Origin of the sequence: Croceicoccus ponticola, from assembly GCF_004004515.1 — a bacterium.
In the GTDB taxonomy this organism is placed as follows: Bacteria; Pseudomonadota; Alphaproteobacteria; order Sphingomonadales; family Sphingomonadaceae; genus Croceicoccus; species Croceicoccus ponticola.
Map to the genome: position 1 here is coordinate 191,973 of NZ_RXOL01000002.1, position 20,743 is coordinate 212,715.

Here is a 20,743-nt window from a genome sequence, read left to right on the forward strand (position 1 = left end):
CCTGGCCAATTCAATGAAAACCCGACTGTTGCGAGTCGTTAGCAAGAGGCACGAAAAAGCCCGCGTCGGAATGATCCGACGCGGGCTTTTTCATCTGGAGACCTGAGGAAATCAGCGCTTGTGCGCGGCGATCCAGGCGTCGACGTTCGATTCCAGCACGGCCAGCGGCAGCGGCCCGTTTTCGAGCACGACGTCGTGGAATGCGCGGATGTCGAATTCGGCGCCCAATTCGGTGCGCGCCCTTTCGCGCAGTTCCATGATCTTCAGCTTGCCAATCATGTAGCTGGTCGCCTGTCCGGGATAGACGATGTAGCGTTCGATGGCCTTCGTCACGTCGGACTGCGGGTTCGGCGTGTTTTCCATCAAATACTGGATCGCCTGTTCGCGGGTCCAGCGTTTGCGGTGGATGCCGGTGTCGACGACCAACCGGCACGCGCGCCACAGTTCCATCTGCAACCGGCCGAAGTCGTGGTAGGGATCCTTGTAGAATCCCATGTCCTTGGCCAGTTCCTCTGCATAGAGGCCCCACCCTTCGGAATAGGCCGTATAGCCGCCGAACCGGCGAAACGCAGGCAGTTCGTCCAGCCCGGTTTGGATCGAAAGCTGCAAGTGATGGCCCGGCAGACCTTCGTGATAGACCAACGCCTCAAGCTCGTTCTTGCTCATCGCATCGAGCCGAAAGAGGTTCACGTAATAAGTGCCGGGGCGCGAACCGTCAGGCGCCGGGCTCTGATAAAACGCCTTGCCCGCCGTCGCCTCGCGGAAGGGTTCGACCGCCTTTACCTTTAACGGATCGGCGGGAAGAGTGCCGAAATACTGCGGCAGCGCGGCTTCCATTGCGGTCAGGTGCTGCTGCACCTCGTCGAGGTAACTTTCGCGCGTGGTGTAGTAGAAGCGCGGATCGGTGCGGGTGTATTCGAAGAATTCCTGAAGCGTGCCGGTAAATCCGACCTGCTTCATGATCGTGCGCATTTCATCGTGGATGCGGGTCACGTTCCGCACGCCAAGATCGTGGATTTGGTCGGCGGTCAGGTCGGTGGTGGTGTAGCGGTTCAGCAGCCCATCGTAATAAACGTCGCCTTCGGGCAGGTGCCACACGCCGTCGTCGGTTCCGGCCATCGCCTTTTGCCGCACCATTTCCTTGCGCAGCGTGAGATAGGCGGGACGTGCCGATGTGCCCCATGCGGCCCGGGCGCGGGCCATCATGTCGGCGCGGGTCGCGTCGTCCAGTTCTATCTTGGCAATCTTTTCGGCGAAATCGTCGATGATCGCGTTGCCGGCGAAATCGGGGCCGACCGGTTCGATCTGGTTGTCGATGTCCGACAGCACCCGGTCGTAAACCCACTTTGGCGGCATCAGTCCCTTGTCGGCATCGACGGAGGACCGGGCGATGATCGTCGTCAGCATCGGGCCGATGCCCGCGATGCGGTCGATATAGGCTTCAGCCTGCGCGGCATCCTCTATCGAATGGATGTTGATCAGGAATGCGGCAGGGGCGCTTTGCATCCCGCTCATCTGGTTGAAGGGATAGCCGTGGTCGCGGAAACGATGCATCCGCGCCGACTGCTGCGCCGAATAGTCGAACAGCGCATAGCTCAACCGGTCCTGCGCCGAAAGGGTGGCGGGATCGAAGGTTGCGCGCATCGCCGCCGCCGCCTGCTGGTCCGCCGCGTAATTCGCCGCTTCTGCAGCTTCGGTGTAATCGTCCCATTTGCCGTAATCGCCATCGCGGATGCCACGATAGGATTTGCCTTCGGGCGACCTCGCCAGTTCGGCCTTGTCGTACGCATCGAAAAAGGCGGCCATCGCCTGCGACCGCACCTTGTCCGCGACGGTCGCGGTGGAGGTGGGCGTAGCGGGCCGCTCGGCCTCCATCGCGCAGGCGGAAAGCATGAGGGTCGACGCCCCCGCCAGCATTATGGTCCGGATCGATTTTGGCAGGGAGTTCAACATGGAAGGCAGCGACTTTCGTTACAGATGTAATCGCTTTGCCTTCTACGCACTTCATCCCATCGGGCAAGCCCCTGTCGGTGAAAGGTCGACATGGCGGCCCGCTTGGCATAGGCGCGCTTCCCGATGGTCTATTCGCTGCTCCGCCCGCTGATCTTCCGCCTCGACGCAGAGGAGGCGCACGGCCTCGCTCTCGACGCGTTGAAATCGATGCCCTCTGCCCTTCTGGCCAGCCCGCCGCGTCCCGAACCGGCGCTGGCGATGGAAGTTGCGGGCCTGCATTTTCCCAATCCCGTCGGCATGGCGGCCGGGTTCGACAAGAACGGCGAAGTGCCCGACGCCCTGTTGCGATGCGGTTTCGGGTTTGCCGAACTGGGCAGCGTCACGCCCCTGCCGCAGCATGGCAATCCGAAACCCCGCCTGTTCCGGCTGGCCGAGGATCGCGCCGTCATCAACCGCATGGGCTTCAACAACGAAGGGGCCGACGCAGTCGAAGCGCGGATGAAGCGCCGTGCGGGCCGCCCCGGCATCGTGGGCATCAACATCGGCGCGAACAAGGACAGCACCGACCGCATCGCCGATTATGCGACGATGACGCGCATCATGGCGCCCTATGCCTCGTACCTCGCGGTCAATATCTCCAGCCCCAACACGCCGGGCCTGCGCGCCTTGCAGGACGAAGGCGCGCTGACCGAGCTGCTCGACGCGGTACTGGCGGCGCGGGGGACGACGCAGGTTCCGGTCTTCCTCAAGGTCGCGCCCGATCTCGAACCCGCCGACATCGACGCAATCGCCCGCATCGCGCTGGCCAAGCGGCTGGGCGCGCTGATGATTTCGAACACCACGATCGCGCGCCCTGCGCTGGCATCGAAGCACCGCGGCGAAGGCGGTGGGCTTTCGGGCGCGCCGTTGAAGGCCATGGCGCTCGAACGGTTGCGCGATTTCCGCAAGGCGACGGGCGGCGCAATCCCATTGATCGGCATCGGCGGCATCGCCACGGCAGAGGACGCATGGGAACGCATCCGCGCGGGCGCGAGCCTGGTGCAGCTCTATTCCGCGATGGTCTACGAAGGGCCGGGCATCGCGGCAAAGATCGTGCGCGGCTTGCCCGCGTTGATGGCCCGCGACGGCTTTTCCTCGATTGCAGAGGCGGTTGGCAGCGAATAGCCTGCGCGCCATGTTGAAACGCTTCCTGCTCGCCTTCGCCGCGCCCATGTCGCTGGGCGCGTGCGCCACCATTGTCGCCGAGCCCGTTGCTGACCCCGCGGCCAATATCCGCCCTGAAAGAGGCATGGTCAGCGCCGCCGACCCGCGCGCCGCGCAGGCGGGCGTGGCGATGCTGCGCGCAGGGGGCAACGCGACCGACGCCGCGCTGGCGACGATGATCGCGCTGACGGTGGTGGAGCCGCAGTCGAGCGGGATCGGCGGTGGTGGGTTCCTCGTGCTCGACCCCGAAGGCGATGGCGATCCCACCACTTATGACGGACGAGAAACCGCGCCTGCCGCCGCGACGCCCGACTGGTTTCTCGACGCCGAAGGCCAGCCTCTTGCCTTTCGCACGGCGGTGGAAAGCGGATTGAGCGTCGGCGTGCCGGGCAATATCGCGCTTGCAGCCAAGGCCCATGCCGAACACGGCGCGCTGCCTTGGGCCGCATTGTTCGATCCCGCCATCGCGCTGGCCCGCGACGGCTTTGTCGTCGGTCCGCGGCTGCGCGTCTCGCTCGACGCGAACCGCAGCACTGGCGGCGGAATGAGCGTAGAAGCGCGCGCGTTGTTCTTTGGCGAGGACGGCGAGCCGGTGCCTGTCGGCACCACGCTGCGCAACCCGGCACTGGCCGCGTTTCTGGAACGGGTGGCTGCCGAAGGGCCGCAGGCGTTCCAGACCGGAGCCAACGCCATCGCCATCGCGCGCACGGTGGAACAGCACATGCCCGCCCGGCGGCGTCCCGTGTCGGGGACCGAGGGTGGTGTGGCCGTCCCGCTGGTCAAGTTGCCCGATGCAATGACCACCGACGACATCGCCAATTATGAAGCGAAGGAGCGGATCTCGCGGTGCGGCACTTATCGCGCCTTCCTGGTTTGCGGTATGGGCCCGCCGTCTTCGGGGGCAACGACCGTGTTCGCAATCCTGAAGCAGCTCGAACCCGTCGACATGGCGGCGCACCGCCCGGAAAATCCGGTGGCATGGCACCTGATCGCTGAATCAATGCGGCTTGCCTTTGCCGACAGAGGGCGGTGGCTGGGCGATCCCGATTTCGTTTCCGTACCCACCGCCGGGTTGATGGATGGCGGTTACCTCCTCCGGCGCGGCGCGGCGATCCGCGCGGACACGACCATCGCCAGACCCGAACCGGGCCTGCCGCCGGGGGCGGGCGCGATCATGGGTCAGTCCGCGACGCAGCCCGAAAACGGCACTTCGCACTTCGTCGCAGTTGATGGCGATGGCGGCGTCGCGTCCTATACCTCGACCGTCGAAAGCGCGTTTGGGTCGGGCCTGATGGTCAATGGATATTACCTAAACAACGAACTCACCGATTTCGATTTCGCGCCCGTCAGCAACGGCATGCTAGTAGCCAACCGGGTCGAACCCGGCAAACGGCCACGCTCTTCGATGTCACCCGCCATCGTCTATGGTCCTGACGGCGCATTCCGCCTCGCCATCGGGGCGGCGGGCGGTGCGACGATCATCGCGCAAGTGGCCAAGGCGCTCGTCGGCGTGATCGACTGGGGCCTTACCGCGCAGGCCGCCATCGATCTGCCGGTGATCTTTGCGCCCGGCGATACCGTGTGGGTGGAGCAAGGCACGACGCTGGAAGCCATGATCCCGGCACTGCGGGCGCTGGGCCATGCCGACGTTCGCGCTCGCCCGCCCGGCTTCAAGGCGAATGCCGTCGAGCTGGTCGACGGGGCCTATGCCGGCGCCGCCGACAGCCGCAGCGAAGGAATGGCGGTTTCGGAGTAGCTTGCCGCCATGAATTGCCGGCCCTAGTAAGCTATTCCCGAGAGGTCATGTACGAAAGGTCGCCCTATGGCGAAGACCGCTAAAGGCGGCACGCACCAAGGCCCGAACGGCGCAACCATTGCGCAAATCGACGAAGCGGCAAACCTCGTGTCGCTGTTCTTCGATCGTGCCGACGTGCTTGGCGATTTGCCGTTTCTTTATGCCCGGCATGACGGTCAATGGCATTCGTTGAGCTGGCGCGAGGTCGCGCGACGGGTTGTCCTGCTGGCGGAATCATTGAGAAGTCTTGGGCTGAATCATGGCGACCGGGTCGCGCTGGTCAGCGAAAACCGGCCCGAATGGTGCATCGCCGACCTTGCGATCATGGCGGCGGGGCTGGTTTCCGTTCCCGCCTATACCACCAACACCACGGCCGATCACCTGCACGTGCTCGAAAACTGCGGCGCGCGGGCTGTGTTCGTGTCGAACGCGAAACTGGCCAAGCTGTTGCTGCCTGCGGTCATCAACAGTCCGGCCGTCGAACATGTCATTGCCTTCGAACCGATCAGGCAACAACAGGCGGGCACCGCGCGGTTCCATGCGCTCGACGATCTGGTCACCGGAAACGTCGAACTGGCGCGCACATCGGTCGAAATGCGGTTGCACGCGGTAAAGCGCGAAGCCATCGCCTGCATCATCTACACCAGCGGCACCGGCGGCGCCCCGCGCGGCGTGCGCCAGCATCACGGCGCGATCCTGATGAACTGCGCGGGTGCGGCGCGGATCATCGCCGAAGATTTCGGCTGGGATCACGAAAGCTTCCTGTCGTTCCTGCCCCTGTCCCATTCGTATGAGCATACCGGCGGACAATTCCTGCCGATCTGTCTGGGCGCGACGATCCATTATGCCGAAGGGCTCGACAAGCTTGCGGCCAATATCGAAGAGGTTCGCCCGACGGTCATGGTTGTCGTGCCGCGCCTGTTCGAAGTGTTGCGGGCCCGCATCCTCAAGCAATTGGCAAAGCAGGGCAAAGCGGCGCGGACGATGGCCCAAATGGCTGTCGCGCTAGCAGAACGGCAATCGAACGAACGCACCCGTCCGGTGATCGACGCTATCGAAGACGCCGTACTGGAAAAAGTCCTGAGGCCCAGGATCAGGGCTCGGTTCGGCGGGCGGATCAAAGCGATGGTGTCGGGCGGCGCCCCGCTCAATCCCGAGATCGGCTACTTCTTTACCGGCCTCGGCCTGCCGCTGCTGCAAGGGTACGGACAGACCGAAAGCGGGCCGATCATCTGCGTCAGCCGGCCTAGCGCCGGGCTGAAGATGGATTCGGTCGGCCCGCCGATCCACGGCGCCGAAGTGCGCATTGCCGACGATGGCGAAATCCTCGCCCGCGGCGAAATGGTCATGCACGGATATTGGCAGAATGAGGCGGAAACGGCGAAGGCGCTGGTCGACGGGTGGCTGCACACCGGCGACATCGGCCACTTCGACGCGCGTGGGCGGATCGTGATCACCGACCGCAAAAAGGACATGATCGTCAACGACAAGGGCGACAACATCGCACCGCAACGGGTCGAAGGGATGCTGACGCTACAACCCGAAATTGCGCAGGCGATGGTATCGGGTGACCGCAAGCCCTACATCGTCGGGCTGATCGTGCCCGATGCCGAATGGTCGCGCGAATGGGCGCGTGACAACAACACCGGTGCGGATTGGGAAACGTTGAGCGGCAATGCCGATTTCCGCGCCGCCGTGCGCGCCGCCGTCGATCGGGTCAATGCGGACCTGTCGGTGATCGAAAAGGTCCGCCGCTTCGAATTCGCGGACGAACCGTTTTCCATCGAGAACCACGAAATGACGCCGTCGCTCAAAATCCGGCGACACAAGATCCGTGACCGTTACGCGGACCGGGTCGCAGGGATGTACAAAAGCTGAGGCGTCCGAGCCGGGGCGCTCTCGCCCTTCAAAACCCGAAGGTGGACTGGAACTGCTCCAGCTCGATCGACAACACGCCATATGCGGCGTCCAGCACTTCCTCGAATGCCTCCGCCTCGATCTTGTCGGCGACCCATTGTTCGATCTTCACGCTGTCGCCTTCGCCGGTCATGGCATCGAACCGGGCGTGCCAGCGTTCCCGGTTCTGCATCAGCGCAGTGACGACGCCAGTAACGACAAAGGGCCTGCGCACCGCCAGTTTGGTCCAGGCATCGAGCGCGCGCACGACGCTCAACCGCTTGCCGTCGCCGCCGGTCTCCGCCTCTGCCAATTCGCGCAGCGCGATCAGCTGTTCGTGCACGGGAAGCGTCAGGTCGACTGCGTGTCCGGCAGCTTCGGCCACCATCAGCGTTTCGCAGACAAGCTCGTCGCTACGGGCATAGAGGTTCAGGCAGCGACCGCGCCAGCTGCAGATTTCATCCCAATGCGGTCCGTTGCCGCCGGTTTCGGGCACCGGCGTTCCCGTGATAGCGCTCAATGAATCTCCGCCGACTGGTCTTCGATCCAATCAGGATAGAAGCCAGGACGGCGCTTTGACCAGCCCGGAGCGCACGCGGCGGCCTCGCTGATCGAATGGAGGAGCAGCTTGCGCCGTTCTGGCACTATTTGCGGCATGGCCGAAGCGGCGCAGAACGACGCCGGCAGCCAAGGGCGCACTTCGGGGCCGAGCAGCCGTTCGTAGAGGAATCGGTATGCGGCGAATCCGTAGATGCAGCCCTGCGCCAGATCGAAGACGGTCAGCTTGATGAGCCGCCCGATGAATTCGTCCATCCGGTCGCCCGAACGCATCGCCGGGAACGCGGAGCGAAGCGTTCGCAGCTGCTGATAGGCGCGGGTCTGCCGGCGGATCGAGGACGCCTCGTCGCTATTGCGCGCCCAGCGGTCTAGCGCGTCAGCCCGATCGAGGCCGATGTCGAGGCTGCGTCGGATATAGCGCTGCTCTGCCGGGTCGAACTCGGCGAATTCACGCAATTCCGCGATTGCCAGAGATGCCGTGTCGAGCTGCGCCATGTCCTGTCCGGTCCTCCTGCACCTCGCCCCTTCAAAATGAGGCAGCGGGTGCGGCAAGGATGCGCGAGTCAGGGTTAGCATCGGGTTAAGGCGAAGCTGTTTTTTGCAAGCCTGGACGTCAAGTCCGCCCCGGATTGGACGCCGTCAGATCAACCCGGCCAGCGGGCTGGACGGATCGGCATACTTGCGCGTGCCCATGCGGCCGGCGCGATAGGCGGTGCGGCCCGATTCCACCGCCAGCTTCATTGCGTGCGCCATCAGGACCGGGTCTTTAGCTTCGGCGATGGCGGTGTTCATCAGCACTCCGTCGCAGCCCAGTTCCATCGCGACCGCCGCATCCGAAGCCGTGCCGACGCCCGCGTCGACCAGCACCGGCACGCTCGCCCCTTCGACGATCAGGCGGATCGTCACGCGGTTCTGGATACCGAGGCCTGAACCGATCGGCGCGCCCAGCGGCATGACCGCGACCGCGCCAGCGCTTTCCAGCTGCTTGGCCGCGATCGGATCGTCGACGCAATAGACCATCGGCTTGAAGCCTTCGCTCGCCAGCACCTCGGTCGCCTTCAGTGTCTCGCGCATATCGGGATAAAGCGTCTTTGCCTCGCCCAGCACTTCCAGCTTGACCAGATCCCAGCCGCCCGCTTCGCGCGCCAGCCGCAGGGTGCGGATCGCGTCTTCTGCGGTGAAGCATCCGGCGGTGTTGGGCAGGTAGGTAATCTTTTTGGGATCGATGAAATCTGTCAGCATCGGGGCCTTGCGGTCCGAAATGTTGACCCTGCGCACCGCCACCGTGACGATCTCGGCGCCGCTTGCTTCGACCGCAGCGGCGTTCTGCGCGAAATCCTTGTACTTGCCGGTGCCCACGATCAGCCGCGAACGGAACGTCAGGCCCGCAACGCTCCAGCTGTCGTCATCGACCTTGCCGCTATCGCCGCCACCCACGAAATGGACGATCTCCAACTGATCCGCCTGGACAAGACCGACACTTGCAAGCGTCGAGCGCGGCACGATCTCGCCATTGCGCTCCACCGCTACCTTCGCCGGATCGAGTTCGAGCAGAAGCGCGAGATCCGCGATGGAACATCCGGCGGGGACGCGGCGGGTTTCGCCGTTGACGATGATGGAGATCGAGTCCGAACTGATATTTGATGCCATGGGGCGGACATAGCCGCTTCGCGCCGCCGTTCAAGCGCGGCGCGCCTTCATCGGCGTCAGAAAGAATGAAAACGCAGGTTGAGGATGTGCGCCGCCGCGACACAGGCGACGCCCGCGATCGTCAGCATCGCTTCGCCCAAGCCATGCGGCCCCATCAGCGCCGCGACCATCAGGGCAAGGCCGATCCCGCCGAGCACCAGCGGCCCGATCCTGCCGTGCCGCCACACCCCCGCACCGATCGTCAACGCACCGATCAGCACCGCGAGAGCGAGCCCATATTGATGTATCGCAGGCGAAAGCAGCCATTCCCCGCCCAGCCCGAGCAGGCCGACTAACAGGATCGAACCCACGCAATGCACGGCACACATCCCTGACAAGGCAATACCAAGCCGGTCCAGTTTCAAGCGAGTCGTGGGCGAGGGTTGCTCCATGCCGGCCCAGATATGTAATAATGTATCATCTAGCAAGTGTTCTGCGGCTGACCGGTCGTAAGGCCGGCCCAGATTCCCCCCCTTGCGCTTTGCGAGAAACCGCCGCAGAGGCCGTTTCGACATGGAAACGGCAACGATCTACCCCCCGGACGCGGCGCGGTATGGCACCGAACGCCCCATAGGCCTGTCGCGCTGGCTGCTGTTCGTTGCCGCGCTCGTCGTGATGATGGTTGCCGTAGGCGGCATTACCCGGCTGACCGAATCGGGGCTTTCCATCACCGAATGGAAGCCGGTGACCGGCGCGATCCCACCGTTGAATCAGGCGCAGTGGCAAGCGGAATTCGAAGCCTACAAACAGATTCCCGAGTATATCGAGGTCAATGGCCCTGCCGGCATGACGCTGGCCGAATACAAGTTCATCTATTTCTGGGAATGGATGCACCGGCTGCTGGGCCGCGTGATCGGGCTGGCCTTTGCGCTGCCGCTGATGTGGTTCTGGGCTCGCCGCGCGATTCCCGCCGGGTACAAGCCGCGCCTCGTCGCACTGCTAGCGCTCGGCGGACTGCAGGGCGTTTTTGGCTGGCTGATGGTGAAATCCGGCACCGGCCCCGACGCGATGCCATCCATGCGCACCGACGTTTCGCATTACTGGCTGTCGATCCACCTGATGACCGCGCTGTTCACGCTGGGCGGGCTGGTGTGGACCGCGCTCGACCTGCGGAACTGGTCGCGCAACGATCCTCATGCGCGATTGCGCGGCTTTACCGTTGTCGTGCTGGCGATCCTTGGCGTCCAATTGCTTTACGGGGCGTGGATGGCGGGACTCGACGCAGGTTATGTCGCGGGCGGCGGCCTGTGGGATGCCTGGCCGATGATGCAGGGCAGCCTGTTTCCGGACGGCATCGACTGGTCGCGGGGCATGTTCCACGCGCTGACCGCCGATCCCTTTGCCGTCCATTTCATCCATCGCTGGTGGGCGTGGGTGGCCGTGGCGGCCCTTGTGATGATGGCGCGGCGGTTGCGGGCCAAGGACCGGCGGATCTCGATCATGATCCATGCCGCCTTCGGAACGCAGATCCTGCTCGGAATCCTGACCGTGTGGACAGGCATGGCCCTGTGGGTCGCTGTGGCGCACCAGGTCGTCGGCGCGCTCGTTCTGGCCAGCGCGGTCTGGGGCGCCCATGCGCTGGGTTATCGCGACCGCATGCCCAGAAGCGCCCTGCGTTAAGCGGAACTGGCCGCCCCGAAAGTCACGGTATCATTTTACCGCGCCGGAAACGCGCGGAAATGCTTGACTTCGCAAGCTTCGGCGCACAAAAGCGCGCCACTTCGCCTCGGTCTGTCCGGGGCGATTCTCGCATCTAACCAAAGGAACTGATGGCCATGAAGGCGCTCAGCACCCAGACCCGGTCGATCAAGCCGGCCGAGGTCGAAAAGAATTGGCACCTGATCGACGCAGAAGGTCTCGTCGTCGGTCGCGTTGCCGTGATTATTGCCAACATCCTGCGCGGCAAGCACAAGCCGACGTTCACCCCCCACGTCGATTGCGGCGACCATGTCGTAGTGATCAACGCGGACAAGGTGCGCTTCACCGGCAACAAGCTTCAGAACAAGCGCTACTACAAGCACACCGGTTATGCCGGCGGCATCAAGGAAACGAGCCCCGCGAAAATTCTCGACGGTCGTTTCCCCGAGCGTGTGCTTGAAAAGGCTGTCGAGCGCATGGTTCCGCGCGGCCCGCTGGGTCGTCAGCAGATGATGGCGCTGCACCTCTACGCCGGTACCGAACATCCGCATGACGGCCAGAAGCCCGAGCTGCTGGACGTCGCCGCCCGCAATCGCAAGAACAAGGTTGGTGCATGATGGCCGATAATGACGTGAAAGACCTGTCCGACCTCAAGGACCTCTCGGACCTCAAGGACCTGACCGAAGGCACCGAGATCGAAACGACCGCGCCGAAGGCTCCGACCATGCCGCTGCGCGAGCAGCAGCTGGACGCGCATGGCCGCGCCTATGCGACCGGAAAGCGCAAGGACGCCGTTGCCCGCGTGTGGATCAAGCCTGGCTCGGGCAAAGTCATCATCAACGGCCGCGATCAGGAAGTGTATTTCGCACGTCCGACGCTGCGTCTGGTCATCGATCAGCCCTTCTCGATCACCGATCGTCAGGGTCAGTACGATGTCGTCGCCACCGTCAAGGGTGGTGGCCTTTCGGGTCAGGCCGGCGCTGTAAAGCACGGCATCTCGCAGGCCCTTACCCGGTTCGAACCCGCGCTTCGCAGCACGGTCAAGGCCGCCGGCTTCCTCACCCGCGATAGCCGCGTGGTCGAGCGTAAGAAGTACGGCCGTGCCAAGGCTCGTCGTAGCTTCCAGTTCAGCAAGCGCTGATCTGCAACGCACGCGAGCTTCGGTTCATCCGAACACGAAAGGGCGGTCCCACGGGGCCGCCCTTTTTCGTGATGCGCCGCCCATCGGGCAAGAAGGCGGGGACCGATGGCAGCGCCGTGCGTTAAGCGCGCATGGACGAACGATTCTTTTCACTCGATGGCTATCACATCCTGCTTGTCGGATGTGGTCTGGTCATCGTTGCCGCCTATTGGCTGCCGCGATTGTTGCGCGGACGAGAGCCGTCGGCTTCGGGGCTGCTGATCCTTGGCGGCCTTCTGGTTTTTGGCGTGGTGCCCTCGGTGCCCGCAGCGCTCGATCCGCTGGAACGTCCTGAAATTTGGGAACGGTTGAGCGAATTTGCGGTCATCATCGCGCTGTTCGGCACAGGCCTGCGCATCGACCGGCTTGGCGGCCGGAGGCTGTGGAGTCCGACGGTGCGGCTGCTGGTTGTCGCCATGCCGCTGTGTATCTTGGCGGTAGCCTTGTTGGGGCTCGCGATCGGCATGACTATGGCAGGCGCCCTGCTGCTCGCCGCTGTGCTGGCACCCACCGATCCGGTTCTGGCAGGCGACGTACAGGTCGGCGCTCCGCACGAAGGGGGCGAGCACCCGGTCCGCTTCGCACTCACGACCGAGGCGGGGCTTAACGACGGGCTGGCCTTTCCGTTCGTCTATCTCGCGATCATGCTGGCGGCAGCGGGCGGCTTCGGCGATTGGGTGGCTAAATGGCTCGGCCTTTATGTCGTTTACAAGATCGCGATCGGTGCGATCGGCGGGGCGGTCGCGGGCTGGCTTTTGGGCAAGGTGCTGTTCGTCTTCCCCCGCGGCAATCCGCTCGCCGACAGCGGGTCGGGCGTCATTGCGCTGGCCGGCGTATTGCTGACCTACGGTCTGACCGAAATGATCGAAGGTTATGGCTTCATTGCCGCGTTCGTGATGGGCCTCGTCTTGCGGCGAGCGGAGCAATCTCACGCCTATCACACCCGATTGCACAGCTTTTCCGAGGCGCTGGAACATGCGGTCACAGCCATCATGCTGGTGATGCTGGGCGGCGCGATCCCCGCTGTCTTGCCGTATCTCGAGTGGCATCACGCGCTTATCGGACTGGCGCTGGTGTTCCTAATCCGCCCGATCAGCGGGCTGGTCTCGCTGGCGGGGACCGAATTCACCTGGCGCGAACGCGGCGTCGTCGCATTTTTCGGCGTCCGCGGGCTCGGTTCGATCTATTATCTGGCCTATGCTGGGGGCCAGATTGCGCTTGTTGACGAAGGGCCGCTGTGGGCGACGGTCGTCTTCACGATCCTTTTATCGTCGCTGGTCCACGGCTTTACGGCAGGGACCTTGGTGAACGCGGTGACCCGTTACAGGGGCCGCTCCAAAAGAGGTCGGATCGACGCAGCTTCGACCGGCGCCATCCGTACCGGCGAAAAAGGCGCCTGACCGCTCAGACCTTTTCCCGCCCCTTGAAGCCCTGAGCGATGACGTACCACTCCGAACTGTCCTTGCGGCTGGCGGGCGGCTTAGCGTGCTTTACCGCGCGAAAGTTCTGTTTCAGCAGGTTGAGCAACGCCGTATCGGTGCCGCCAGCAAAGACCTTGGCGACGAAGTCACCGCCCGGAGCCAGCGTCTTGATGGCGAAGTCGACCGCAGTTTCGACGAGGCCCATCGTGCGCAAGTGATCGGTCTGCTTGTGACCGACCGTGTTGGCTGCCATATCGGACAGGATCAGATCCGGCTCCTGCCCCAGCGCCTCCATCAAAGCATCGGGCGCAGCATCGTCCATGAAATCCATCTTGAAGATGGTCACGCCCGGCAGCGGATCGACATCGAGCAGATCGATGCCCACAATCCTTGCCTGCGGACGCACTTCGGCAACGATCTGGCTCCACCCACCCGGCGCGATGCCAAGGTCGATGACGGCATTCGCACTTTTCAGAAGGCCGAACTTTTCGTCCAACTCCCTCAGTTTATAGGCAGAACGGCTGCGATAGCCGTCGGCCTTAGCCTGAATGACGTATGGGTCATTCAATTGCCGCGCGAGCCAGCGGGCGGAACTCGCCTTGCGCTTCTTGCCGCTGTGCAGTTTCTGCCTGTCATTGCCCGAACGGCTCATCAGAGTGCCCTAACCTGCCGCGCAAGCGCGCGGTTCTGTTCGCTGAGCCGCGCACCCGCCATGAGGCTGCGCAGAATGCCTTCGCGGATACCGCGGTCGGCGACACCAAGCCGGGCTGCGGGCCAAAGGTCCAAAATCGTCTCAAGTATCGCGCAACCCGCGACCACAAGCTCTGCCCGATCCCGCCCGATGCACGGAAGCTCCTGCCGCTTTTCAGCAGAAAGCGTGGAAAGCTGCGCAGAGATATCACGCATGGCACTTGCCTCCACGATCAATCCGTCGACCGCGCGGCGATCGTACTGCGGCAGCCCGAGATGCAGGCTGGCCAGCGTCGTGACAGTTCCGCTGGTGCCCAAAAGGCGCGGGCTCGGCAAACCAGGTGCATTGCGAAACGGTTCGAGCCGCTCAGCAAAATCGCGGAACGATGTGCTGACCGCGAGCCGCATCTTGCGGTAACGTTGCAGCCGGTCTGCATCGCTCTCCGGTTCGTTGGCGGGGAAGCTTTCGGTCAACGAAACAACACCCCACGGCACCGATTGCCAATCGAGGATGCGCGGCACCACTTCTCCGGTTTCGATCAGCACGAGCTCTGTCGAGCCGCCGCCGATGTCGAAGATCATGGCCGGACCCTCGCCCTGTTCCAACAGGATATGACACCCCAGCACCGCCAGCCGCGCCTCTTCCTGCGCGCTGATCACGTCTAGCACGATGCCGGTCTGCTCGCGGACCTGATCGATGAACATTTCGCCGTTTTCGGCGCGTCGGCACGCTTCCGTCGCGACGGAGCGGGCGAGATGCACGTTACGACGGCGCAGCTTGTCGGCGCACACGCGCAAGGCAGCCATCGCGCGGGCCATTGCCTCGTCCGAAAGGCGGCCGGTCTGCGCCAACCCCTCTCCCAACCTTACGACGCGACTGAACGCGTCGATAACGACGAAATTCTCACCCGACGGGCGCGCAATCAACAGTCGGCAATTGTTCGTGCCCAGATCGATCGCGGCATAAGCCTGGCGGGGCGCAGCGCGGGACGTTACTCCGGGCTTCAGTGCCGAATCGGTCGCCTGTGCAACGCGAGAGGATGCATCGCGCGACCCGGCTTCTGCCGTCCTGTCGCCCTTGCTGTCATTCGCCTTCCGTTCCGGCGCGCTGTTTGCGGATCGGGCATCGGCCCTGTCCACTTCCTGATCCGGGGCGGTATCCTGCCTCTGTCGATCGCTGTCCTGCGGTGCCGACGGCTCAAGATCCGCCATGCTGTACTTTCCAAAAACGTCTGTGAACCGCGCGGGGCCAGTGGCGTTGCGCGGCGAACCTGACCACCATGCTAGCGGGGTGCGGGTGATGTGGCAACCTGACCGTCGGAATCGCTGCATCGAGCACCTTGACCTGCGCCGAATTGAAGCATAGAGGCACCCCCCGCAGCCGCTGTTCCAGCGCGCTGCCGCTGCCCTGTCGTCTAATGGTAAGTTTACCGCTGACCGAACAAAATCATAGACTTAGGCTCAAGAAGTTGCGCGAATATGCGCAAACTAGCGCAAAAAGTCGCACGCCGCCTCTTGACCATCATGAGAAATTGAGACGCAAAGATCAGATATCTTTCGTTGCCCTCAAAGGATGGAACATATAGAGAACTTTTTCTATGGTGAGGTCCGTTTTAGGCTGGCGGGCCAAATAGGGTTCTCGTTGGTCGCTTGCATCCGTTAGGATAAAGCGGCATCCAATTAGTACCGTGGAGCTGGGGCGCGGAGATCGATATGTTACAGGCATCGCTGAATTGAACATGATGGCCAAACTCGCCCCACGAGGTTCGGGTCCGGCGATCGCTCCAATTTCGCCCATGGTCGAGCTCGGCGCTTATGAAGCACTCTGGCTGGAAAAGGGTGCAACGTTTAAAACTTTGGCTGATCGCTTCGCCCAAGATCCCAATGCACTTCCGTCAGATTTTGTGGAACCCGGTGCTGTCGAAGCTGCTTTGAAGGAGGCAGTAGCGCACCTCAAAAATGCTAGCGTCGAACGATTTGGAGTGCGGATACACCATGCCGGCGACTACCCCGCAAAACTACGCGATGCCCGGCATCCCGTCGAAATGCTCTACTATCAGGGTTCTTGGGAGATCTGCGAGGCCCCCGCAATCGCGATTGTCGGCAGCAGGAACGCGAGTGACGAAGGCATCCGACGTGCAGCGCGCCTAGCCCGAGAGTTGGTGAGCCGCAATTACACGGTCGTCTCTGGTCTAGCTACGGGCATTGATATCGCGGCACATACGGCTGCAATAGAGAGCGGCGGGCGGACAATCGCAGTGATCGGCACCCCTCTCGGAACATACTACCCTGCGGCACATGCAGCGATGCAACGCAAAATTGCTACCGAACACTTACTGATTTCACAGGTGCCGATCGCTCGATATCACCGCCAGCATATTCACCAAAATAAGCTCTTTTTTCCTGAGCGTAATGCCACAATGAGCGCTTTGACGGAGGGCACCGTAATCGTCGAAGCCGGTCAGACGTCTGGTACGCTGACACAGGCTCGTGCAGCCCTCCATCAAGGCCGTAAGCTTTTCATCCTCGATTCGTGCTTCCAGCGAACGGATATCACTTGGCCTGAGCGTTTCGAGAAAATGGGTGCCATTCGGGTTCGGACACCAGATGATATTTGGTGCTCACTTGGCTGAGAATATACGCCTGACAGAGATCGACGATAGTAACCGCGACCTGCATCCGAGACTAACTTTGGATGATAAATGCGTCTTCTTATTCGAATATACATCAGGAAAACGTTGGGATTTCAGTACGACTAATGGACTAATTAAGACCTTAAAACGTAAGCCTGATCAAAAGGGGCAATATTACAAAAATCAAGAGATTGAAAAATGCGGCAATCTCTTCCGAACGACTCTCAGCGATGAGTGGCTAAGTAGTGGCACGCTCGTGCCGATTCCTCCCTCAAAGGCTTTTGGCGACCCTGCTTATGACAACAGGATGGAAAGGATTTGTCGTGCCATACGCCCAAATCTGGACGTTAGGTTATTAGTTTCACAACGCAATTCAACAATTGCAGCTCATGAGCGTGGCACCGCTCCCCGCCCCACTATCGAAGAGTTGATCGAAAACTACGAGATAGACGAGACGCTGACTCATCCCGCTCCATCGACAATTGCAATTTTCGATGATGTTCTGACTGCCGGCACGCATTTCAAAGCTGTGAAAACGGTTCTATCCGCTCGTTTCCCAGCGGTGCCCATTTACGGCATTTTTATCGCCCGACGCGTTTTCCCTGAGGTGCAGATCGAAGACTGGTTTTGACAGTTGCCAAAAGGCTCCTAGCATCCAACCGATTACCGGGGGGGAAGATAAGCCTACCCGCTGAGCCTCAGTAGCGGCGTGGAGTTTGAAACGCGTTCTAGACCGAGACGATTCAGAACGGCAATTTGAGGCGAACGTGACTTTGTCCTAAGGCAGCCGGATGCCATCCACTAATCGCACTATTTCAGAACCCATTTCTCCACCGAACCGGGTCCGTGAAATCCGAAAGATCCGCAATATGACTCTCACCGAGCTCAGCGCTAGGATAGGCATGGCGCATGGGCACTTAGCGAAGATCGAGCGCGGCCTGCGGGACTTGAACCACCAATGGTCCGTGCGGATCGCGCGAGAACTCAGCGTGCTCCCTGCTGATTTGATGACGACCGGCGATGGGGGTTTGACAGATACTGAGCGCCGGATCATCGACACCTACCGCCGTAGCCCGGAGAGTTGGAGAGTGGGTTACCTTGTGCTTTGCGATGCGCACAATATGGCGCTAAAATCCGAAGGCAAGGCTTGAAAGCTTAACTCCCATCAGAATCCAGCGACCATGACTTGTCGTCTAACTAGTGATTAGACGACATTTGCTTCGATCCCCTACGCCACGGGCGTGCTATTTTCCTCAAATTAGCCACTTTATCGAAAAAACTGTTTTAAATTAAGTAGTTTAAGTCAATCTCGGCCATCATCCACAAATCAGCGTGCTAGATATGAGGGGGCAGAAATTGTCCCTTGCGTGTTCCTGCCGCCCTGCTAAACGGACCCCCGGTCGCACGTGCGACGACTTTACCGTCGCACCGCACCATTTTTGAGATATAATATCTTTATATTTCAAACATTTAGTGATGCCCTGTCGTCTAATGGTAAGACTACGGACTCTGACTCCGTCAATCGAGGTTCGAATCCTCGCGGGGCATCCATTTTCTCGGTTACCGGAAAAAAAGTCGCGCGGTCACTACTGACGATCGCACGCCGTTGGGCCGCGCTTTATCGGCGCATTGCCTTAACGCGCGTCGCAAGGCCGAAAATATGCCGGTTAGCCGTCTGGTCTTGGCGCGTCAGACACCACGGCCTCGCGCAGTTTTTCGACTACTTTGGCGATGTGCTTTTCATATTGCGACAGGCCGCCGTATTTGCCGATTGTGGCGAGCGACAGTTCTGTCATCAGGTCGGCGTGTCGGAAAGCGCTGGCGACTATGGCTCGGCCCTCGTCGCCGCTTTTGTTGATGGCATTCATCAGTCCGGCCAGCACGATTTGCGTCGCCATCGCCTCTGCCGCCAGTTTTCCGATTTCGGTTTCAATGTCCATTGGTCGCCCCGCCTTGCAAGCATGGGCCACCTATAACATCGGTTTTCGCGCGCGTCAGTTGAACAGGGTGCGGTCGGTCTGAGCGCGCAGGTTGCGCAAGACGCGACGGGAAATCTGGCGCTGCTTTTCGCTGTCGAGCGGATGTTCCGGATCGAACTTCGCCTTTTCGCTGTCCGCAAAGACGTAGCGCGTGACGATTGCGCGTTCGATGGCAAGATCGCGGTCCAGCGCAACGATATCGTCAGGATGGACAGTGCCGGGCATGGTTGCGCGCTTGCGCAGCGCCTTTTTTGCAAGCTCCCGGCTCGCCCGATCGCGCATCGTCGTCTCATACCGGTCGAGCAAAGCGTCGAATGCTTCGATGGCGAGGCGGGATGCGGTCTCTGCCTCCACTCTCGGGGCCGCGCCCTCGTCCTCGATCTCGAACGGGGCATGATCGGCGGCGTCGATCAGCAGCGCGTCCAGCGACACCGTGCGAGCGCCCATTTTCCGCGCACCGTCACGCGAATCGAGCCGAACGCGATGGCGCGAGGCCTGCAGCTCGCAGCGCAGTTGCCAATTCACGAACGTGGTGAATCGCGCACGGGGCAGGATCGTAGTCGCAGATCGCGCGATGCACACCGATGGCGCAGGCTTGCTCTGCATCGTCCGCTATGTCGAGCAAGCCGTAAACGCGGGTAAAGTGGCGCACGCGCGGGGCGATAAGCTGCATGATGCGCGCACAATGCCGGTCCCGCCGCTGTGCCATGCGCGCATTGCGGTCCTGCGGGATGGTGCGGATTGCGGCGACTTCGCGTTCGAGCGCATCGGTAGTAACGGACATCTGGGCGCTGGCTCCCTGCTTGCGATCGGCGCGGGGCCGATGCGGACAGGGTTAGGGACTTTCCCCTAAGCGATTCCCGATCAGGACAGGGCCAGATCCGCGGCGTGGATGGCAAGGCCAACCAGTCCGCCGACGATCGTCCCGTTGATGCGGATGAATTGCAGGTCGCGGCCCACCGCGCCCTCGACCCGGTCGGTGATCGTCACCGCGTCCCAGCGCTTCACCGTTTCGGAGACTAGCCGGACAAGGTTGTTGCCATAGCGATTGGCGATGCCGACCGCGCTGCGGCGGGCAAAACGGTTGATCTGCGTTTGCAGGCGCGGGTCCTTGCGCAGCGCCTCTCCCAATTCGGCAAGTGCGCCGCCAAGCTGGCCCGACAGCGCCCCATCGGGATTGCGCGCGGTTGCGATCAGGTTGCGCCGCAGCCGTTCCCATACACCCTGCCACCATGCGCCCACGGCGGGGCTGTTTAGGATTTCGTGCTTGATGCCCTCAACCTTCGTTCGCATCGCTTCGTCGTGAACGAGGTCGTGGGCCAACTTCTGCAGCCCTTCCTCGACCTTGGCGCGCACCGGATGGTCGGGGTCCACCAACATTTCGGCGAGCAACCGGTACAACCCGTCCAGCACCGAATTGGCGAGCCGTTCGTCCAACCCCGTCCAGCGCAGCAAGGCATTGGCCCGTTCGTGGATCATCGCCCGCACCAGCGGCTCGTTCGCCTCCAACGTCAGTCCCGCCCAACGGACGGTCGCATCGATCAGCGACAGATGCTTCCTGTCGGCGATCGTCGCCTGAAGCACTTGCCCGATCAGCGGCGAAATCTGCAATCGATCGGCCTGCGATTTCAGCCCTGCACGAACCTGTTCGCCAAGCCTTTCGGGATCGAGCGATTCCAGCACTTCGGCGAACAGTTCGGCGACGCCCGCCCGCACGCCCACCGTACCGCGTCGGTTGGGATCGGCCAGGAAATCGCCCGCTGCCCGGGCAAGGTTCATGCCCCCCATGCGCCGTGCGACGACCTGAGGCGTCAGAAAATTGGTGCGCAGAAAGCCCGCCATCGTATCTGCGATGCGGTCCTTGTTGGTAGGAATAATCGCGGTGTGCGGAATCGGCAGCCCGAGCGGGCGGCGGAACAGCGCGGTTACCGCAAACCAGTCGGCCAGCGCGCCGACCATCGCGGCTTCGGCAAATGACATGACGTATCCGACTGCCGGGTGCAGGCCCACATACTGTCGCGAAACGACGTAAACCGCTGCCATCGCCACCAAAAGACCCGTTGCGACCATGCGTATGGTGCGGGCCTTGTCCGGTATCGCGACCGGCG

General features: G+C 62.2%; 21 protein-coding genes and 1 tRNA gene. 11 read left to right on the forward strand and 11 right to left on the reverse strand.

All coding sequences use genetic code 11. The annotated features are described in order from the left end of the window. Positions 1-111: 111 nt before the first annotated feature. Positions 112-1,953: a DUF885 domain-containing protein gene (locus tag EKN06_RS06905; protein WP_240654652.1), complete on the reverse strand. Its 1,842-nt coding sequence runs from the start codon at positions 1,951-1,953 to the stop codon at positions 112-114. A 123-nt stretch (positions 1,954-2,076) separates the two neighbouring features. Between EKN06_RS06905 and EKN06_RS06910 the strand changes: the two genes are divergently transcribed. The 3 genes from EKN06_RS06910 (at position 2,077) to EKN06_RS06920 (ending at position 6,829) form a co-directional block, all read left to right on the forward strand. Continuing rightward, a complete protein-coding gene (locus EKN06_RS06910) occupies positions 2,077-3,117 on the forward strand; it encodes a quinone-dependent dihydroorotate dehydrogenase (protein WP_127612169.1) in 1,041 nt (346 codons plus the stop codon). Between the two features lie 10 nt (positions 3,118-3,127). Further along, complete coding sequence (locus tag EKN06_RS06915) at positions 3,128-4,912, forward strand: gamma-glutamyltransferase family protein (RefSeq protein WP_127612170.1); 1,785 nt, start codon at positions 3,128-3,130, stop codon at positions 4,910-4,912. A gap of 66 nt (positions 4,913-4,978) precedes the next feature. Further along, complete coding sequence (locus EKN06_RS06920; RefSeq protein ID WP_127612171.1) at positions 4,979-6,829, forward strand: AMP-dependent synthetase/ligase; 1,851 nt, start codon at positions 4,979-4,981, stop codon at positions 6,827-6,829. Between the two features lie 28 nt (positions 6,830-6,857). On the opposite strand, the gene EKN06_RS06925 is transcribed toward EKN06_RS06920, so the two are convergent. The 4 genes from EKN06_RS06925 to EKN06_RS06940 all read right to left on the reverse strand — a co-directional run bounded on the left by EKN06_RS06925 (position 6,858) and on the right by EKN06_RS06940 (position 9,486). Then, a complete protein-coding gene (locus EKN06_RS06925) occupies positions 6,858-7,367 on the reverse strand; it encodes a hypothetical protein (protein ID WP_127612172.1) in 510 nt (169 codons plus the stop codon). Then, complete coding sequence (locus EKN06_RS06930; RefSeq protein WP_127612173.1) at positions 7,364-7,900, reverse strand: hypothetical protein; 537 nt, start codon at positions 7,898-7,900, stop codon at positions 7,364-7,366. The genes EKN06_RS06925 and EKN06_RS06930 overlap by 4 nt, the downstream gene beginning before the upstream one ends. 144 nt (positions 7,901-8,044) lie before the next feature. Next, on the reverse strand, positions 8,045-9,055 hold the full coding sequence (thiS, locus tag EKN06_RS06935; RefSeq protein ID WP_127612174.1) for a sulfur carrier protein ThiS: 1,011 nt from the start codon (positions 9,053-9,055) through the stop codon (positions 8,045-8,047). A 56-nt stretch (positions 9,056-9,111) separates the two neighbouring features. Continuing rightward, positions 9,112-9,486 carry a MerC domain-containing protein gene (locus EKN06_RS06940; RefSeq protein WP_127612175.1) on the reverse strand — a complete coding sequence of 125 codons (375 nt, stop codon included), beginning with the start codon at positions 9,484-9,486 and terminating at the stop codon, positions 9,112-9,114. A 121-nt stretch (positions 9,487-9,607) separates the two neighbouring features. On the opposite strand from EKN06_RS06940, the gene EKN06_RS06945 reads away from it, so the two are divergent. From EKN06_RS06945 to EKN06_RS06960, 4 genes are all read left to right on the forward strand, one after another. Then, complete coding sequence (locus EKN06_RS06945) at positions 9,608-10,714, forward strand: COX15/CtaA family protein (RefSeq protein WP_127612176.1); 1,107 nt, start codon at positions 9,608-9,610, stop codon at positions 10,712-10,714. Between the two features lie 155 nt (positions 10,715-10,869). Next, a complete protein-coding gene (gene rplM / locus EKN06_RS06950; protein WP_127612177.1) occupies positions 10,870-11,349 on the forward strand; it encodes a 50S ribosomal protein L13 in 480 nt (159 codons plus the stop codon). After that, positions 11,349-11,873, forward strand: coding sequence for a 30S ribosomal protein S9 (gene rpsI / locus EKN06_RS06955; RefSeq protein ID WP_127612178.1), 525 nt, complete (start codon positions 11,349-11,351; stop codon positions 11,871-11,873). The genes rplM and rpsI overlap by 1 nt, the downstream gene beginning before the upstream one ends. Positions 11,874-12,004: 131 nt before the next feature. Further along, the gene (locus tag EKN06_RS06960; RefSeq protein WP_127612179.1) at positions 12,005-13,312 is read left to right on the forward strand and encodes a cation:proton antiporter; all 1,308 of its coding nucleotides are present in this window, start codon (positions 12,005-12,007) and stop codon (positions 13,310-13,312) included. 4 nt (positions 13,313-13,316) lie between these two features. On the opposite strand, the gene EKN06_RS06965 is transcribed toward EKN06_RS06960, so the two are convergent. After that, complete coding sequence (locus EKN06_RS06965) at positions 13,317-13,985, reverse strand: RlmE family RNA methyltransferase (RefSeq protein WP_127612180.1); 669 nt, start codon at positions 13,983-13,985, stop codon at positions 13,317-13,319. Beyond that, on the reverse strand, positions 13,985-15,235 hold the full coding sequence (locus tag EKN06_RS06970) for a Ppx/GppA phosphatase family protein (protein ID WP_127612181.1): 1,251 nt from the start codon (positions 15,233-15,235) through the stop codon (positions 13,985-13,987). The genes EKN06_RS06965 and EKN06_RS06970 overlap by 1 nt, the downstream gene beginning before the upstream one ends. Before the next feature lie 476 nt (positions 15,236-15,711). On the opposite strand from EKN06_RS06970, the gene EKN06_RS06975 reads away from it, so the two are divergent. From EKN06_RS06975 to EKN06_RS06990, 4 genes are all read left to right on the forward strand, one after another. Beyond that, positions 15,712-16,656: a DNA-processing protein DprA gene (locus EKN06_RS06975; protein ID WP_240654653.1), complete on the forward strand. Its 945-nt coding sequence runs from the start codon at positions 15,712-15,714 to the stop codon at positions 16,654-16,656. After that, the gene (locus EKN06_RS06980) at positions 16,631-17,287 is read left to right on the forward strand and encodes a hypothetical protein (RefSeq protein WP_240654654.1); all 657 of its coding nucleotides are present in this window, start codon (positions 16,631-16,633) and stop codon (positions 17,285-17,287) included. The genes EKN06_RS06975 and EKN06_RS06980 overlap by 26 nt, the downstream gene beginning before the upstream one ends. Positions 17,288-17,447: 160 nt before the next feature. After that, entirely contained in the window at positions 17,448-17,807 is a 360-nt protein-coding gene (locus tag EKN06_RS06985; RefSeq protein ID WP_127612183.1) for a helix-turn-helix domain-containing protein, read from the forward strand. 326 nt (positions 17,808-18,133) lie between these two features. Then, a tRNA-Gln gene (locus EKN06_RS06990) sits at positions 18,134-18,207 on the forward strand. Positions 18,208-18,323: 116 nt separating this feature from the next. Here EKN06_RS06990 and EKN06_RS06995 read toward each other — a convergent pair. From EKN06_RS06995 to EKN06_RS07010, 4 genes are all read right to left on the reverse strand, one after another. Further along, positions 18,324-18,596 (reverse strand): hypothetical protein, encoded by a 273-nt coding sequence (locus EKN06_RS06995; protein WP_127612184.1) that lies wholly within the window; start codon positions 18,594-18,596, stop codon positions 18,324-18,326. A gap of 54 nt (positions 18,597-18,650) precedes the next feature. After that, complete coding sequence (locus EKN06_RS07000) at positions 18,651-19,082, reverse strand: hypothetical protein (RefSeq protein ID WP_127612185.1); 432 nt, start codon at positions 19,080-19,082, stop codon at positions 18,651-18,653. 13 nt (positions 19,083-19,095) lie between these two features. Continuing rightward, positions 19,096-19,419 carry a hypothetical protein gene (locus EKN06_RS07005; RefSeq protein WP_127612186.1) on the reverse strand — a complete coding sequence of 108 codons (324 nt, stop codon included), beginning with the start codon at positions 19,417-19,419 and terminating at the stop codon, positions 19,096-19,098. Positions 19,420-19,499: 80 nt separating this feature from the next. Beyond that, positions 19,500-20,711, reverse strand: a complete 1,212-nt coding sequence (locus EKN06_RS07010) for a DUF445 domain-containing protein (RefSeq protein ID WP_127612379.1) — start codon at positions 20,709-20,711, stop codon at positions 19,500-19,502. Positions 20,712-20,743 lie beyond the last annotated feature (32 nt).

What these genes read in the sequence shown, in the direction of transcription:
- EKN06_RS06960 (WP_127612179.1), top strand. Translation starts at nt 12,005, where the DNA reads ATGGACGAACGATTCTTTTCACTCGATGGCTATCACATCCTGCTTGTC.
- EKN06_RS06965 (WP_127612180.1), bottom strand. Translation starts at nt 13,985, where the DNA reads ATGAGCCGTTCGGGCAATGACAGGCAGAAACTGCACAGCGGCAAGAAG.
- rpsI (WP_127612178.1), top strand. Translation starts at nt 11,349, where the DNA reads ATGGCCGATAATGACGTGAAAGACCTGTCCGACCTCAAGGACCTCTCG.
- EKN06_RS06905 (WP_240654652.1), bottom strand. Translation starts at nt 1,953, where the DNA reads ATGTTGAACTCCCTGCCAAAATCGATCCGGACCATAATGCTGGCGGGG.
- EKN06_RS06980 (WP_240654654.1), top strand. Translation starts at nt 16,631, where the DNA reads ATGATATTTGGTGCTCACTTGGCTGAGAATATACGCCTGACAGAGATC.
- EKN06_RS06985 (WP_127612183.1), top strand. Translation starts at nt 17,448, where the DNA reads ATGCCATCCACTAATCGCACTATTTCAGAACCCATTTCTCCACCGAAC.
- EKN06_RS06995 (WP_127612184.1), bottom strand. Translation starts at nt 18,596, where the DNA reads ATGGACATTGAAACCGAAATCGGAAAACTGGCGGCAGAGGCGATGGCG.
- EKN06_RS07005 (WP_127612186.1), bottom strand. Translation starts at nt 19,419, where the DNA reads ATGTCCGTTACTACCGATGCGCTCGAACGCGAAGTCGCCGCAATCCGC.
- thiS (WP_127612174.1), bottom strand. Translation starts at nt 9,055, where the DNA reads ATGGCATCAAATATCAGTTCGGACTCGATCTCCATCATCGTCAACGGC.
- EKN06_RS06910 (WP_127612169.1), top strand. Translation starts at nt 2,077, where the DNA reads ATGGTCTATTCGCTGCTCCGCCCGCTGATCTTCCGCCTCGACGCAGAG.
- EKN06_RS06970 (WP_127612181.1), bottom strand. Translation starts at nt 15,235, where the DNA reads ATGGCGGATCTTGAGCCGTCGGCACCGCAGGACAGCGATCGACAGAGG.
- EKN06_RS06920 (WP_127612171.1), top strand. Translation starts at nt 4,979, where the DNA reads ATGGCGAAGACCGCTAAAGGCGGCACGCACCAAGGCCCGAACGGCGCA.
- EKN06_RS06915 (WP_127612170.1), top strand. Translation starts at nt 3,128, where the DNA reads ATGTTGAAACGCTTCCTGCTCGCCTTCGCCGCGCCCATGTCGCTGGGC.
- EKN06_RS06930 (WP_127612173.1), bottom strand. Translation starts at nt 7,900, where the DNA reads ATGGCGCAGCTCGACACGGCATCTCTGGCAATCGCGGAATTGCGTGAA.
- EKN06_RS07000 (WP_127612185.1), bottom strand. Translation starts at nt 19,082, where the DNA reads ATGGGCGCTCGCACGGTGTCGCTGGACGCGCTGCTGATCGACGCCGCC.
- EKN06_RS06945 (WP_127612176.1), top strand. Translation starts at nt 9,608, where the DNA reads ATGGAAACGGCAACGATCTACCCCCCGGACGCGGCGCGGTATGGCACC.
- rplM (WP_127612177.1), top strand. Translation starts at nt 10,870, where the DNA reads ATGAAGGCGCTCAGCACCCAGACCCGGTCGATCAAGCCGGCCGAGGTC.
- EKN06_RS06940 (WP_127612175.1), bottom strand. Translation starts at nt 9,486, where the DNA reads ATGGAGCAACCCTCGCCCACGACTCGCTTGAAACTGGACCGGCTTGGT.